The sequence below is a fragment of the Arsukibacterium tuosuense genome (genome assembly GCF_900215315.1).
GTDB classification, from domain to species: Bacteria; Pseudomonadota; Gammaproteobacteria; order Enterobacterales; family Alteromonadaceae; genus Alishewanella; species Alishewanella tuosuense.
Window position 1 is genome coordinate 36,202 of record NZ_OBEB01000008.1, and the last position, 14,824, is coordinate 51,025.

The following is a 14,824-nucleotide window of genomic DNA, read 5'->3' on the forward strand; positions in this document are numbered from 1 at the left end:
TGAGCTGTAGCTGATGCAGTATGCCAAAAATGGCAGTAAAATGCCGGGCTTTGCAGCCAATGGTAAGCAAATTAAGATAAAAACCGGCCAAGTGCAACTTTTAGCCAGCTCCAGACGTGGCAGCGGGCAACTCGAAGTAAAAACAGCTGCCGGCCTGATAACGCTGATAGCCAATCTGGCCCGCCATTTGCTCAATCAGCGCCTTACTGATCGCCAGACCCAAACCGGTGCCACTGTGCTGCCGGCTATCCTGGTTATCGGCCTGAGCAAACCGTTGAAACAGTTGCGGTAAGAACTCACCGGCCACGCCAACACCCTGATCGATAACGCTGACCCGGATCATCTGGTTATGCTCTGAAATTCTAATCTCTACGGTGCTGTCAACGGGCGAGAATTTTACTGCGTTAGACAAGAGATTCAGACATACCTGGCTTAACCGGCCTTTATCTGCCAACACTTTGTAAGTTTTGTCTTCATCGCAGCTTATCACCAACTGCTGTTTATGCTGCATGGCGGCAATCTGGGTAATACTTTGCTCCAGCAAGGGAATCACCGCCACCGCTTTAATATCAAACCGCATTTTACCGCTGGCCAGCCGCTCGGTATCCAGTAAATCGTTAATCAGCTGATTTAACTGGCCACAGCTGCTGTGTGCCATGGTTAACATTTTTTGCGCTGAGCGGTTTAAGTCGCCTAGGGCTCCGCCTATTGCCAGGCCTAATGCACCGTTAATGGCAGTAAGCGGGGTGCGTAGTTCGTGACTGACGGTTGCTACAAAATCATTTTTCAGCTTTTCAATCCGCTTGCGCCCGGTAATATCACGAATTAACAGCAATTGGTGGTGCTGCTGACCCAGCACTAACCGGGTGCGTGATAACGACAACTCAAACTGACTACTATCCTGGCGTAAGCCACTGCCTTCAAATTCCTGTTCAGGCTCAGAGGTCGCACTGTATATCGCTTCAATACTTTCAGTAGTGGCCAGCAACATTGACCAATGCAGGCCGCGCAAGCTGCCTGGCGGGTAGTCAAACAACCGATAGCAGGATAAGTTGGCGTCTTCAATAATACCTTGCTCATTGGTCACAATAATGGCGTCCAGCACATTATCGGTTACGGCCCGCAAATAACTTTCATTTTTGCTCAGTTCACTGGCGGTTTGGCGCAATTGCTGCCTGGAGTAAAACAGCCACGCAAATAACGTCAGTAAACATAAGGTGGCCAAGTATAATGCTGAGCGGAACCAGATACTTCTATCTATTACGGGTTCTGTTGCTCTTATCGCCATTTGCCAGTCAGCGCCACGAATAGCCAGGTTCAGCAACAGGCTGTCGTCGTAAAATAACCGCGGCTCACCAAAAAAGCTGTTGCCATATTCATTCTGACCCGGGGTTTTAGCGCGAAGTGCTATCGTCACATTTTGCTCTGCTGCACTGGCAGCCAGAAGTGACCAGATGGTTTCAATATTAATTACTGTGCTTAAAATACCCCAGTAAGTATCGTCGGGAATAAAAACAGGCAGGCGATAAATAAAGGCCTGGCCACCCTGCACTAAACGCACCGGGCCAATTAAACGGGCCTGACCGCTTTGAATTGTTTCCGCAACTACCGGCCATTGGTCGGGTAAGTCAGGGTAATATAAGTTTAATGCCCGTTCATTGCCGGCCAGCGGGTAAATATATTGCAGCCGGTTACCCGGGGCCACGCCAATATTGCGGATATGTTTAGCTTGCTGCACCAGGCCGGGCAGTAAAATATCCAGTTCGGCTTTATCTACCTTGCCGCCACTGGCTTTCACATAAGACGCCAGACCCACGGTTAAATACAGGGGAAGGTTTAACTCCGCTTCCAGCATCGCTTTCAGCTGGCCGGCACTGGCCACTTCATGCCGAAGCTGTTGACTGCGGTTAAGTTGTTGCTCGTGTTTTACTAATGTTTCTATAGCCATTAAGGCCACAGCGGCCAGTACTACTAACAATAACCAGTGCCAATAGCGCAACGCGCTAAAAAAACCACTCATTCAACAAAGGTTCCTTAACCACAATAAAGCTACTCTAGCCTGTCACCGGCAGCGACGCAATCACCGCTTATTAAACTGTTTGCCTAAAAAACGCACTGCCAGGTAATAGACTTACAGCAAAAGCCTGTCTATAATGCGCGCTCGCACCAAGGTGCGAAGGTTGCACCCGTAGCTCAGCTGGATAGAGCGCTGCCCTCCGGAGGCAGAGGTCAGAGGTTCGAATCCTCTCGGGTGCACCAATACAATCAACCACTTACGCGAAAGCTAAGTGGTTTTTTTGTTTAATGTGCCACAATTGTGCCATGTTTGTGCCATGTTTGTGCCATGTTTGTGCCAGCCTGAGAAAATCACTTCGTAATACCTGCCGCAATATGACCTCTGCTCTATAAATTGGGTAACCAGTTCATGTCGGAATGATGTGAAGCCTTTTTGACATAAATATGAAGTCTGCCACCCGTACCCTTAGCGTACATATCAGAAATATCCGCACTGTTCAGAGCTGTTTATAGCAAATAATTTGGCTACACTGAAACAAAGCCTAAGGAGATACGCTATGGATAATGATGTCATCCAACTTGAAAAGCAGAGCCTGGAAGCACTGCGTCATAACTACCCTCAATTACAAAAGCTTATTGGCAGCATCACCTTTGTAGCTGAAGCTGATTCGCCTATGTTAACAGCTACCGCTTGGCACTTAACCGAAGCTGATAACGTCATGCTGAAACAGTCAGGTGTAAAAGGCGCCATTTTAGAACTGCTCGATAACCTGGTGGAACAGCGCAAGCAAAAGCGTATTCGGCCAAACCGGCAAGGTCGCTTACTACTTAATGCCGGCCAGTTAGGTGTTGAGTGGTTAAGCGATGATAGTAAATCGTTATTAGCTTATAAGAATGCCAGTTAAGCGTTGTCAGAAGCGCAGAGCGCACCATTGAATTCCTCTTTATCTGCCTGAAAAACGTACACTGAGTAATTAAACAGTATGGTCAGATTTTAGAAACTGCTAAATAATAGCCGTCATTACTCGATAAATTATGGAGTGTAGTGGGTTATGACAGCAGCAAGATACCTTACTAAATCACGTTTTAAGCTGGCGCTAGAGTGTCCTACTAAACTCTTTTATACCGGTAAGCCTGAGTATGCTAACCAAAGTCTGGAAGATGCTTTCTTGCAGGCTTTGGCTGACGGTGGCCATCAAGTCGGCGAGCTGGCGAAGCAGTATTTTCCTGGCGGGGTTGAAGTAAGTACGCTTAATGCAGCTGACGCCTTAGCACAAACACAGGCGCTATTAGCCCGTGATGACGTCATCATTTACGAAGCAGCAATCAGTCACAACAATTTATTAGTTCGGGTTGATGTACTTATCAAACGCCCCGGGGCGCTGCAGTTAATTGAAGTTAAAGCCAAGTCTTATAGTGCAGGCAAAGATGGTGACTTCCGGAATAGATCGGGTAAACCCGATAGCCGTTGGAAGCCTTATTTGTATGATATCGCCTTTCAGAAATATGTCGCGTTAGCAGCATTTCCTGACTATAGCGTGTCGTCTTATCTGATGCTGGCAGATAAAAAGGCAGCATGTCAGACGGATGGTCTAAATCAAAAGTTTCTGTTGGTGCGGGACGAGCGTTCACGTCGCGGTGTTAAGGTTATGCAAACCCTGACCGATGCAGATTTAGCAGTACCTGTCTTAGTCAAAATCAATGTTGACGATGTTGTTAATTCGATCCTAAGCGGCAATACCTCACAAGATTTGCCGTTAGCTACTTTTCACGAAAGTGTAGAGTTTCTTAGTAAAACCTACAGTGATGATTCACGGCAGGCGAGTCGCCTCAGTACATCATGTAAGAGTTGTGAGTTTAAATGCAACGCGGCCGACCAGAGCAAAGGCCTGAAGAGTGGTTTTGCCGAGTGCTGGCAGCAACAATTAAATTGGCGCGAAGCTGATTTTCAGGAGCCAACGGTATTGTCGTTATGGAACTTTCGAAAAACTGCCGATTTTATCAATGATGGCCTGATTAAGCTTAAACAGATTGAGCCTGATGACATCGGTTTTGACGGCAGTTTTCATACGCCATTGTCTACAACAGCCAGGCAATGGTTACAAATAGCAAAAGTGAAGGATAAAGATGACTCGGCTTTTCTGGATAAAGTCGGTTTACAGTGCGAAATAAGCCGTTTTCGCTATCCGCTTCATTTTATCGACTTTGAAACCTGCACCGCAGCACTGCCTTACTTCAAAGGCATGGTGCCATATGAAACGATAGCCTTTCAGTTTTCGCATCATGTTATGCATCAGGATGGCAGGGTTGAACACAGCACGCAGTTTTTAAACGTGGCCCCCGGCAGCTTTCCAAACTTTAGCTTTGTCCGGGCATTAAAGCTGGCACTGCAGAACGATGACGGTACTATTTTCCGCTATTCCAATCACGAAAATACCGTGTTAAATCATATTGCCGAGCAGCTAAAAAAATCGTCAGAGCCCGACAAAGATCAGCTTATCGCCTTTATAAAAACCATTACCCAATCGGGTAAGGATCACACCCCGGGCTGGCGCGGCGATCGGCTGATGGTCGATTTACTGGAACTGGTAAAAGGCTATTATTATGACCCTGCGACTGGCGGCTCTAATTCTATCAAAGCGGTGTTGCCCGCTATGTTGAACAGGTCTGCCTTTTTGAAGGAGCTCTACAGCGCTCCCGTCTACGGCACTGCGCAGATGCCAAGCCTGAATTTTAAAGCGCATACCTGGCTGAAAATTGAAAATGATCAAGCTGTCGATCCTTACAAGCAACTGCCCAGACTATTCAATGATGCTAGTGAGCATGACATTGAGTTACTTAGTGAAGTAGACGAGCTGAATAACGGCGGTATGGCACTGAGTGCCTATGGGAAATTACAATTTACCCAAATGTCCGATTATGAAAGGGCCGAGCTTGAAGCTGCACTGCTTAAATACTGTGAACTGGATACATTGGCGATGGTGATGATTTACCAGGGCTGGATGGATATGTTAAATCACTGACAATAAAAGTATATTTTTGTCTTCAAATTTTGAAGCTTGTGGTTGCTAGAGTGCTACTCCATTACTAATGATGAGGTCAGCCTATGGAACAAGTATTTCTAAAACCACTTGCCGAATCTAACTTCCGGATAAACCCCACCGTATCGGCAGATTTAGCCATTGCCGTGCGTTGGGTGTTGCAAATACAACAGCGCTATTACCGCTATCGTTGCACCAAAGCACTGGAGTCGCTTGGCCTTAAAGACGAGTTTGCAACCCAGCTGATCATGGACGAGTCAGCCATTGGCTATAACCAGCTTATCAGCACGCTTGATGAATACATCGCTGCACAGCCTGCGCTGGCGCTCGATAAAAATATTCAGCAGTTTGGCCAGTTAATTGGTTTAACGGCTCTGGAAGTGAGTATTTTTCGTTTTGTTTTAATAGCCCGTAGCTGGCGCCTGGTGTTCAGTGATGTGCGGGCATCCAGGTATTACGCTACCAGCAATGATGTGTTTGAGCTGGTTGCACATTGTATTAACGCCAATGCAGACGATGTGGAGATGGCACTGATGCCAACTTCTACCTTAGCGTTGTGCAACCTGGTCACCATGGAGCGCGGCAGTGATTTGGCAGATTATTTCAGATCGCTCAGGGTGTTCGATAAGCTATTTGCTAACGACTGCAACCCCAATGACTTGTTGCAAAAGTTTAGTCATACCGCTGAAGTGCCAGAGCTTAATGCCACAGACTTTCCGCACCTTGCTGATGCCATACAATTAATGGAGCGTTTGTTGTCATATGCGCTTAGCCAGCGTCAAACCGGAGTTAATTTTTTGCTTTATGGCTCGCCTGGTACCGGTAAAACTGAACTGGCGAAGTGGCTGGGCTACCAGGTTAGCGGCCATGTGATGGGGGTAAGTGCCTTTTCCGGTGTCGATGTACACGGCGCAAAATCACGGCTTAATGCTTTACTGATGTGTCAGCGCTTATATGCGGCCAGTGGTGACCGGGTGCTGATATTTGATGAGGCTGATGATGTGCTGCCCAGCCAGGTAGGTATTGCTGTGGGTAATACTGATGCGCTAAAAATGGCCATTAACCAGTTGCTTGAAACTAACGCCACACCTTGTATCTGGATTTGTAACAGCATTCGTCATTTTGACACGGCACAGCTGCGACGTTTTAGTCAGATCATTCACGTTGAAACGCCCCCGCAACCTGTGCGGCTAAATATAGCGGAGCGCTATCTGGGTGATACCGGTGTCAGCAAAGGCTATATTTCAGCGCTTGCTTCTGATGAACAAATCACGCCCGCGCTATTAGCCCGCCTTGCCAAAGGTCATGCGGCACTAACTGACACCTCGTTATCACAGAAAGAACGCGACTTTGATTTAATCCTCAATCCTTTGTTGCAAGCCCGTTGTGGCCGGCGCCGCAAAGACGCCTGTCAGGCTGAGATTAACCCGGCGTACTACAATACAACAGTGTGCATGGCTGAGTTAGCCAGGCAATTTAAACAGACATCCGATATACGGTTATGCCTTTATGGACCGCCTGGCACCGGTAAAACCAGCTATGCGGCTTTTTTGGCGCAGCAGGCCCAAATGCCTTTAGTGCAAAAGAATGCCAGCGAATTACTCGGCAGCTACGTTGGTGAAACCGAAAAAGCCATTGCAGAGGCGTTTGCAGAAGCTGAACAGGGCGGTGCGATTTTGCTGCTGGACGAAGTAGACAGCTTTCTTGGCAAGCGACAGCAGGCCGAGCGGCACTGGCAGAAAACCATGACCAATGAGTTGCTGGTGCAACTTGATCAATACCAGGGCGCCTTGGTATGTACCACTAACTTTATTGAAATGTTAGATCCGGCGGCGGTGCGTCGTTTCGATTTAAAAATTCAGCTGGATTACCTAACGGCCGCGCAAGCCTGGCAACTGCTTTGTGAGCTGCAACAAGCGCTTGGTATGCCGCAGCCATTAACTGTGACTCAGCAGCAGTTTAAAGCACTTAAACTCACGCCGGCAGATTTCACCATTATTAAAAGACAAATGCGTTTGCAAGCGAGCGAAGCAATAAGCAGCGATAGGATTATTGCGGCGCTGCGAACAGAAGCTGAATTGCGACAACCAACAGCAAATGTAATTGGCTTTGTGCATTGAGCTATGAACAACAAAAAAGTTGTTGTATAACAACATTAATTTATCTTTTGCAGGGTCTACTATGGAACAGTTGATTGATGCGATTTATCGTTTATTACCGACTAAAGCCGGGCAGGCATTAAGTGTTACTGCGCTTCGTGACAAGCTGGAAAATCATGACGCCTTGCTTACCTGCGCCACCAGCAAAACTAAATATCAGAAAGTACAACGGCAACTGGATAAGTTAGAGGTCGATAAAGCAGGAAAAATCTTTGTTGAGCCTTACGATAAAGAAAACCGCTACTGGAAGCTTTGTGAACCTGAAGTGCAGCTTGCCAACCTGTTGAGGCAGTTAAGCCTGCTGCAAGATGTCATAAAACAGCGTTTGCCTGCCAGCTTACAGCAACAGCTGGACGATGTTATGCAGATGACAGCAAAAAAAGACCATTGGCTGCGAAAAATCTACGTTGCGCCTTCCAGTGTCTGGCAACCGCCAAAGCTGGACCCTGCTGTAACATCTGTGGTGTATCAGGCTATTGAAGAAGACAGAGCCTTTAGTTGTGATTACACCACCATAAAGGGGAAAACCCGTCGGGTAACCCTGGTGCCCTGGGGTTTGATGACTAAAGCTGAAAAAGTATATGTGCTGGCGATTGAGCGTGGTAGTAAAAAATCAGCCCCAGTAACTTATGCTCTTATCAGTATCCGCAATGCAGAACTGGCCGGGCCTAAAACTATCGTTGAAGGCTTGCCTGCCGACACCGATCTACGCACTTACTGTGAGCGCCATCAAATTGGTTCTTTTGCTGTAGGCGCAGAACAAATTAGCCTGGTAGTCAGGTTTTATGGTAATGCCGGGCGTAACATAAAAGAAACCCCGTTAAGTGATGATATGCAGGTACAGGAACTCAGTGACGACTGTCGGGAAGTCACCGCGACGGCACATAATTCGGTAGAGCTGAGAAAATATCTGCGTGGTTTTGGTGAACAGGCCGAAGTGATAGCGCCGACAGAGCTTCGGCAACATATGCGTAGTGAGCTGCATGCCGCCATCAAAAGATATGAAAAGTTATAGAAGTTAGAAATGGCTTCAATTTTTGAAGCCACTCCTTGCTAATCTGGCCTCTGAACCGGGTACTCACCCGCTTAACTATACAAGAGGCCTGTATGAACGATATTAACGCCGTCTTTAAAAAGCTCGTGATGCCGCTGAAGCAGCTGGGGTTTCACTCTGAACGCCCTTTGTTGCCGATAGTGCGCGAGCTCACCCAATATATGCCGTTATCTGAAGAAGCGAAACTGCTGCTTAGCGCCTCGTTAGCCGCAGATTTAATGGTAGAAGAAGACTTCGATGACACCGCCAGTTATATCCAACAAGGCTGCTGCTGGTATGGCGTGTATTTTGATAATGCCACAAGTGAAATTGTTTTCACCAGCGAAGACAAAGGCGAGTTGTTGCGGGTTAACAAAACTTGCGCTCAGGAGTTGCCGGTGCCAATACATCCTGAATATCATCAGCTTTATCAGGGCTACCTACTGAAGCGCCAGCTTATTCGCCAGCACGATATCGTGGTGATTACGCCTTGCCCGCCAACTCAGCAAGCAGGAGGCTTAGCATGAAATTTAATAAAGGTGATTCGCAAAGCGCTCTTATTCATTTACTGGCTGACCTCACCAATGAGGCGGCAGAGCCTAAAAGGTTGCGGGACATGTCAATGCCGGCAGCACTTTACAGCCTGTTTGAAACTGCCTGCATCGGTTTTGGTTGGTTGTTGTTTTCCATCTTTATGGGGCTCGGCTTTGAAAGTGATCTTGCGGTGCTAATTGTCTGGTGCTTTGGCGCTGCCCACGTTATTACCCGGCTGTTTTTTATCAAACAATTTAACCAGTTTATCGTCGATTGCGAGAACGAAGTCAGCGACTGACATCAGCAGTTAACGTGTCTCAATTTATAAGGCAGGTAACATATGATTATTTTTATTCATGGTTTCGGCTCAGATGGTTTTGGCGGTAAAGCCACATTGCTGCGGCAATATTGCGCCCAACACAATATAGCCTTTATCGCGCCGTCAATATCAACCATACCAGATCTGGCGATATCCACTTTAGAAGAGTTAATTCAGCAGTGGCAACGGGTTGACGACGTAAAGCTGATTGGCTCATCTCTTGGTGGCTTTTATGCCATGTACCTGGCAGACAAATATAATCTGCCTGTGGTGCTGATAAACCCTTCGATAGCACCGGTCTTTACGCTTGGTAAGAAAATTGGTGAGGGCATTAATTTCCATGACTTTTCCGGTTATGAATGGACCGCAGAACATGTACAAAGCCTTGAAAAATATCAATGTTCTTTCAGTGGACAGCGTTGCTTATTATTGGTACAAACAGGTGATGATGTACTGGACTACAAACTGGCAGTAGAAAAACTACCTGACGCGCAGCACGTGATCGAGCAGGGTGGCAACCATGGATTTGAAGGGTTTGAGAGGTATTTATCTCGAATAACTAAATTTTTAATTCTGTGACCTTATTACTAAATAAATAGGAAAAGAATGGTATGACATTAATAGTAAGTGGTTCAGCACGTGATTTGACTGAGATGATCAACAATTTCAGCTCTAAGTATCACGATGACTTTTTTTATACAAACTCTTTGGCGAAAGACTATTTATCCACGACTCCTTCCATGACAAAAGCGACTGCTCTTGCAAAGGCGCTGAATACTACATTGAATAATTGGGGGGCCGGCAAAAGATCTGCTCCCACTGCACAAAGCATAGAAGTCATAGCTAGAGCATTACTTTTGCCCGCACTCCATAGTAACCTGATCGAATTAGCGAAAAGCTCTTTTTACTTGACTATTGATAATGGTCATAGAGCTCTTAGAGAGGGCTCACCATTTACTTCAATTAGTAGTTTCGACCAGTGTTTAATGTCTACGCTGGGTGATTTATCATCAATGTTTTTAATTGATAATACCAATGTTACCTATCCAATGAAGTTACTTTTATTAATTACAGGTTTGATGCCAGCTCTTGACAGCCAAGTAAAAGGTGGCCTAGCTATTTCCGGCGTACCGGGTATAAATAAAACTCGTTATTTACTTCCTGAGGACATGAATGTTGATGCTAAAAAAATATGTTGTCTGCCCTTCTATATTAATGATTGTGCTTCTCGTCATTTGGAATTAATAGCCAGTGCAATATCGGATAGTTTATATCCGAGCCTATCAAACGAATACGGTAGAATATTTGATATTTTATTTTTTATGCAAAAAACGCTCACTAGTTCAAATCGCGTAATTTTTTTTGAAAATCAAGCGCGTGGGCAAAAATGGTACAATATTTAAAGTTACCAACCGTGATTCTGGTCAATTAAGATCCGCGGTCTTCTTCGAAAAAGTGAGGTTTAATTGTTGCGGTAAAGCCATGTGTATTTTCTTAAGTGTCGCATAGATATATTGCAGTAGCAGTGAAACCGCAAAAATAAATACCGACAACTTGGTGTATTGAAAATGATTTCTTTAACTTTTGATTTTAAAAGCATTATAAACAGAGCTATAAGATATCAAAACGCATGCCGCTTAACTTCATCCAAATTCGCCACCATAATCTGCTGCGCCTCCGGGCGCGCTTCTATTTTGGCAAGGTCCAGGTTTAGTGCCTGCACGGCATAGGGAACCAGTGCAGATCGTACCGAGATAACCCGCTTACCGTCAGCCATATTATAATCTTCGGCGATAATAGCTTTTTGATAGTCTGATAAGCGGGAGTCGGGTACCAGCACGATATCAACTTTGCTTTGCCAACGTTCATCCTGCGCTTTAGTCATATCAGCATCGCCTTCAAGGCCATTAATGCCACGAAACCGACTCAGCACAAAATCACGATACTCGCGGTTCTTTTCGCAGTAAGCACGCACATGCCAGCGCAGTGGGGTGCAAACCAGGGTGTGCGGGGCAATGATCCGGCTTTCTTCATCGGGTGAGGTTAGCGACACATAACCCATATCGATTTTTTTGCCATCGCGCGCCGCTTGTACCAGGGCGCGTAAAATGTCCGGGTTAACCTGTCGCAGTGGTGGTGTTAGCATTTCAGTATGGGCAAAGCCTAAATCGAGCTGGCTAAAGGTGTGGGCAAAATCTTTAATGCTGGCTAAAGCGTGTAAGTATTCATCGGCCAGGCCACTGGTTAGCCTGGGAGTAAAATCAGCTGCGGGCTTATAGCCTTTAAGCTTACCGTCATATTCCAGATTACCGGGTGCCACATCGCGCAAATAAGCATTAATATCTTTTGACGCTTGCTGGCGCGCTATGCCAAAGCTGTTGCACAGATGGTTAGTAGTAAGCCTCCCTTCCCAAAGCGCCACAATTTCAATTAGCCGGTAGCGCATTAATAGTTCCCAGCGGATAGGCCAACCGGTTTTTGTTATATCCATATTGGTATTACCTGTCATTTAAGCGTGCACATCTGAATACAAACCTGACAGCCAATGTATGCCATTTTAACGTGCTTAGGAATGTCTAATTAGTTTTACATAACAATAATCTGCCTGAAAACCATACACTGAATGCCTGCACAGTATGGCGTGAATTTGGAAACTGCTTAATATATGCTGCAAAGGATGACATGTCGGTTGTGATGACATACGACAACGGAGCTGGTGCAGGACGCATCGACAGGATGTAACAAGGATAACCTGGCAAGGATGCTAACTAAGGAGAAGCTTATGTGGTTTGAACAATTAACCGGTTTTACTGAGCAAGGCGCCGCGCACGTCAGGCAAATGATGTCGCTGGAAAACGGTGTGCTTACCAGCCGTGCCAATGGCGCCAGCTTTAAGGTAGGACATCTCGTTACACCAAGCCTGCGTGCATTAATGACTGATGCAAAAGCAGTACTGCAAAGCTCAGCCTCAGAGGCGAAATCAATCAAGGTGCAGGAAGTAATTGCTGATGTGCAAAGTTTGCATACAGATCCTCAAAGCGCGGGGGCATTATTTCAGGTAGCATCCCAGTTTAATTTACTGGAGATGGTAGGCCCAACTGTCACCCCAGACTCAGGTATTACCGGCTATCAATTCGACCACACTCAAGGTCCTGCCTGTGCTATGGCTTGTGGCGCCGGGCTTATATACCGCAACTACTTTGTGCCGGTAAAGGGTCAGGTTGGCCAAACGGCAGAGCGGCAACTCAATATGCTCGATGAGTTTGAACAGCAGCTTTTAGTACAGGTAAATAAACATAACGAGCAGCAATTTGACTCACTCTGGCAAATGAAAAATGGTTATGCTTTGCCAAATACTCAGCAGCTTACAGCAATAAACCATGCACTTGAGCAGTTAAACCAGTCTGATATTAATAAGCTTATCAACACGATTAAAATTGGCGTTCAATACGATACCCAGGTTACGTTGAAAAATACTGGCCAGCTGGTCACTCAGGCTTATTGCTCAGCTATGCCGGTGGCCTACAGCCAACACAGTAGCGGGCTATGGCAGCCATTGGCCAGTTTAATATTACAAGCGGCATATCAGGCCACCCTTGCTGCGGGCGTAATCAACACAGCCAAAACAGGTAATAATACGGTTTATCTGACGCTATTAGGTGGTGGTGCCTTTGGTAATGCCGTTGAATGGATCACCAGCGCGATGCAGTCGGCAATTACGCTTTTCGAGCAAAGTGGTCTGGACATTAGAGTTGTCAGTTACGGCCGGAGTAAGCCTGAAGTTAATGCTTTGGTCTCGCACTTTGCTGCTGATGTTCGTTAGTAAAAGAGTTTATTGATTGATCTTTTCTGGATACGTGCGATTGGGAGATGGTTATGGAAAAACGAAGGCTGGATACAGTATTAACTTACGCACATGCTTATCATTGGCTGCCTGATGCGCATACTTTGGTGCCGGAAGATGAATTATACGTAAAAAACCTAATTTGCCTGGAGCATGCGGAGCAGGTTTACGCAGAAACGCAGTCAAAAGGTTGGGCAATGTCAATCAAGCAATTACAAAAGCAAATTGACCGGCGGAATAAGCAGATCATTAAGCTATATAAAAAGTAGAATCGGTAATGGCTAAACAATTAGAGGTACTCCTTTGAACTACGCCCAACATGAACTGTTTTTAATCAATCTGCGCCAGCAGTTTTCTGACATTTTTATGGCCAGCAAAGCCGGTAAAGATAATTCCGAACATCGCCTGCGCGCTCAGGGTTTTATTCATGCTGGTGAGCTACTTGAAATATGCGGTCGGCAAGAAGTGCAGCAGTTGATGGAGCAGGTACACCTGGAAGTATTTGGCGTAACTATCGCTGAGCGTAAGCCTAATGAGCAAGCACGCCGGCAGCAGGCATTGAAGCTTGGTGATTACGATTACTTTGACGAGCCAGCCTTTACAAGGCAGCAACGCGACATTGAGTAAAGCATTTAACTGAATTTTTGGAGGTTTATGTACGACATTATTGGTGATATTCACGGCCACGCAGATGAGCTTGAGTTGTTACTGGCAAAGTTAGACTACCAACGAATTGATGGTGTTTGGCAGCACGCTGAACGAACTCTTATCTCCGTTGGCGATTTAATCGATCGCGGACCACAGCAAAAACGAACAGTCGATATTTTAAAGTCGATGGCTGAACATGGTGCAGCCCATGTAATCCAGGGCAATCATGAGTTTAATGCTGTCGCTTTTGCAACTGTGGATGAACAAGGTGAGCCATTAAGACCGCACACCAAAAAAAATCAGGAGCAGCATCAAAAGTTTCTGTTAGTGGCCCAGAGTGATCCGGCCTGGTACCAGCAAACGATTGAGTGGTTTAAATCGCTGCCCATTTTACTGGAACTAGCTGATTTTCGGGTTGTTCATGCCTGCTGGCATCCAGAGTCCATTGCAGTGTTAAAACAATATGCGAACGACAATTTCGTGTTGCACGAAGATGCATGGATAGCGGCGAACCAGGATGGGCATCCGCTTTACACCGCGTTAGAAGTGTTGATGAAGGGCTGGGAAATTCAGCTGCCGGATGGATGCAGCTTTCTCGATTTTGCTAATCATCCACGTAACAAGATCAGAACCCGCTGGTGGCTGCAGCATGCAGCCGATTATCAGCAATTTGCGATTAGTGTACCTGACATTACTATGCTGCCTAAAAAGCAGGTAGATAATAAGTTAATGGTGGGCTACGACAATAATAAGCCGCTATTTATTGGCCATTATTGGCTCGAAGGTATCCCATGTTGTTTATCTGAACATATTGCCTGTCTTGACTGGTCAGTAACGGAGCGGGGGCTTTAGTTGCTTATCGGACTGACGACAATAAGCTGGACGACAAAAACTTTCATGCCGTGCCGGGGCGTAAATCAGTTCCTAATGATGTTGAGCGATTAAATAAAGCTTTTTATCTTAGTGATCCGATGAATACCTGTTGTGTTGAAAACCAATGTTATGACGAATATCAGCGCATAGCGAATTATACCAAAGCATTGTTGGATGATAATCTGGCATTGTTTGATGCCATTGAAAAGGCGCTGGTCTCATCGTTTGACGACCTGGTTAAAGAGCGGCATGTCTGCGCGGTGATGAAGTCGATAGCTAATTTACTTTAAGGCCATTTTTTCCGGCATAACCAAGACACAAACAGTCTTACCTCATGATTACAATAGCTTATCTGAC

The 14,824-nt window shown here is 46.0% G+C and carries 14 protein-coding genes and 1 tRNA gene; 13 read left to right on the forward strand and 2 right to left on the reverse strand.

Annotated features, from left to right (window positions below):
- Positions 1–100: 100 nt before the first annotated feature.
- On the reverse strand, positions 101–2,020 hold the full coding sequence (locus CRO03_RS15570; RefSeq protein WP_097112566.1) for an ATP-binding protein: 1,920 nt from the start codon (positions 2,018–2,020) through the stop codon (positions 101–103).
- Positions 2,021–2,182: 162 nt separating this feature from the next.
- Between CRO03_RS15570 and CRO03_RS15575 the strand changes: the two genes are divergently transcribed.
- The 9 genes from CRO03_RS15575 to CRO03_RS15615 all read left to right on the forward strand — a co-directional run bounded on the left by CRO03_RS15575 (position 2,183) and on the right by CRO03_RS15615 (position 10,505).
- Positions 2,183–2,259 (forward strand) — tRNA-Arg (locus CRO03_RS15575).
- A gap of 314 nt (positions 2,260–2,573) precedes the next feature.
- Positions 2,574–2,921, forward strand: coding sequence for a hypothetical protein (locus CRO03_RS15580; protein WP_097112567.1), 348 nt, complete (start codon positions 2,574–2,576; stop codon positions 2,919–2,921).
- A gap of 147 nt (positions 2,922–3,068) precedes the next feature.
- Positions 3,069–5,039, forward strand: a complete 1,971-nt coding sequence (locus CRO03_RS15585) for a DUF2779 domain-containing protein (RefSeq protein WP_097112568.1) — start codon at positions 3,069–3,071, stop codon at positions 5,037–5,039.
- An 83-nt stretch (positions 5,040–5,122) separates the two neighbouring features.
- Positions 5,123–7,177 carry an AAA family ATPase gene (locus tag CRO03_RS15590; protein WP_097112569.1) on the forward strand — a complete coding sequence of 685 codons (2,055 nt, stop codon included), beginning with the start codon at positions 5,123–5,125 and terminating at the stop codon, positions 7,175–7,177.
- Between the two features lie 61 nt (positions 7,178–7,238).
- Positions 7,239–8,231 (forward strand): helix-turn-helix transcriptional regulator, encoded by a 993-nt coding sequence (locus tag CRO03_RS15595; RefSeq protein WP_097112570.1) that lies wholly within the window; start codon positions 7,239–7,241, stop codon positions 8,229–8,231.
- Between the two features lie 92 nt (positions 8,232–8,323).
- Positions 8,324–8,776, forward strand: a complete 453-nt coding sequence (locus CRO03_RS15600; RefSeq protein ID WP_097112571.1) for a hypothetical protein — start codon at positions 8,324–8,326, stop codon at positions 8,774–8,776.
- Entirely contained in the window at positions 8,773–9,081 is a 309-nt protein-coding gene (locus CRO03_RS15605) for a hypothetical protein (protein WP_097112572.1), read from the forward strand. The genes CRO03_RS15600 and CRO03_RS15605 overlap by 4 nt, the downstream gene beginning before the upstream one ends.
- Positions 9,082–9,123: 42 nt before the next feature.
- Positions 9,124–9,681, forward strand: coding sequence for a YqiA/YcfP family alpha/beta fold hydrolase (locus tag CRO03_RS15610; RefSeq protein ID WP_097112573.1), 558 nt, complete (start codon positions 9,124–9,126; stop codon positions 9,679–9,681).
- 32 nt (positions 9,682–9,713) lie between these two features.
- On the forward strand, positions 9,714–10,505 hold the full coding sequence (locus CRO03_RS15615; protein WP_097112574.1) for a hypothetical protein: 792 nt from the start codon (positions 9,714–9,716) through the stop codon (positions 10,503–10,505).
- Between the two features lie 218 nt (positions 10,506–10,723).
- Here the strand turns inward: CRO03_RS15615 and CRO03_RS15620 are convergent, their stop codons facing one another.
- Positions 10,724–11,593 (reverse strand): helix-turn-helix transcriptional regulator, encoded by an 870-nt coding sequence (locus CRO03_RS15620; RefSeq protein ID WP_245861692.1) that lies wholly within the window; start codon positions 11,591–11,593, stop codon positions 10,724–10,726.
- A gap of 291 nt (positions 11,594–11,884) precedes the next feature.
- On the opposite strand from CRO03_RS15620, the gene CRO03_RS15625 reads away from it, so the two are divergent.
- The 4 genes from CRO03_RS15625 (at position 11,885) to CRO03_RS15645 (ending at position 14,757) form a co-directional block, all read left to right on the forward strand.
- Positions 11,885–12,925, forward strand: a complete 1,041-nt coding sequence (locus CRO03_RS15625) for a hypothetical protein (protein WP_097112576.1) — start codon at positions 11,885–11,887, stop codon at positions 12,923–12,925.
- 324 nt (positions 12,926–13,249) lie between these two features.
- Positions 13,250–13,573 carry a hypothetical protein gene (locus CRO03_RS15635; RefSeq protein ID WP_097112578.1) on the forward strand — a complete coding sequence of 108 codons (324 nt, stop codon included), beginning with the start codon at positions 13,250–13,252 and terminating at the stop codon, positions 13,571–13,573.
- Between the two features lie 27 nt (positions 13,574–13,600).
- On the forward strand, positions 13,601–14,446 hold the full coding sequence (locus CRO03_RS15640; protein ID WP_097112579.1) for a metallophosphoesterase: 846 nt from the start codon (positions 13,601–13,603) through the stop codon (positions 14,444–14,446).
- 119 nt (positions 14,447–14,565) lie between these two features.
- Positions 14,566–14,757 (forward strand): hypothetical protein, encoded by a 192-nt coding sequence (locus CRO03_RS15645; protein ID WP_097112580.1) that lies wholly within the window; start codon positions 14,566–14,568, stop codon positions 14,755–14,757.
- Positions 14,758–14,824: the final 67 nt, after the last annotated feature.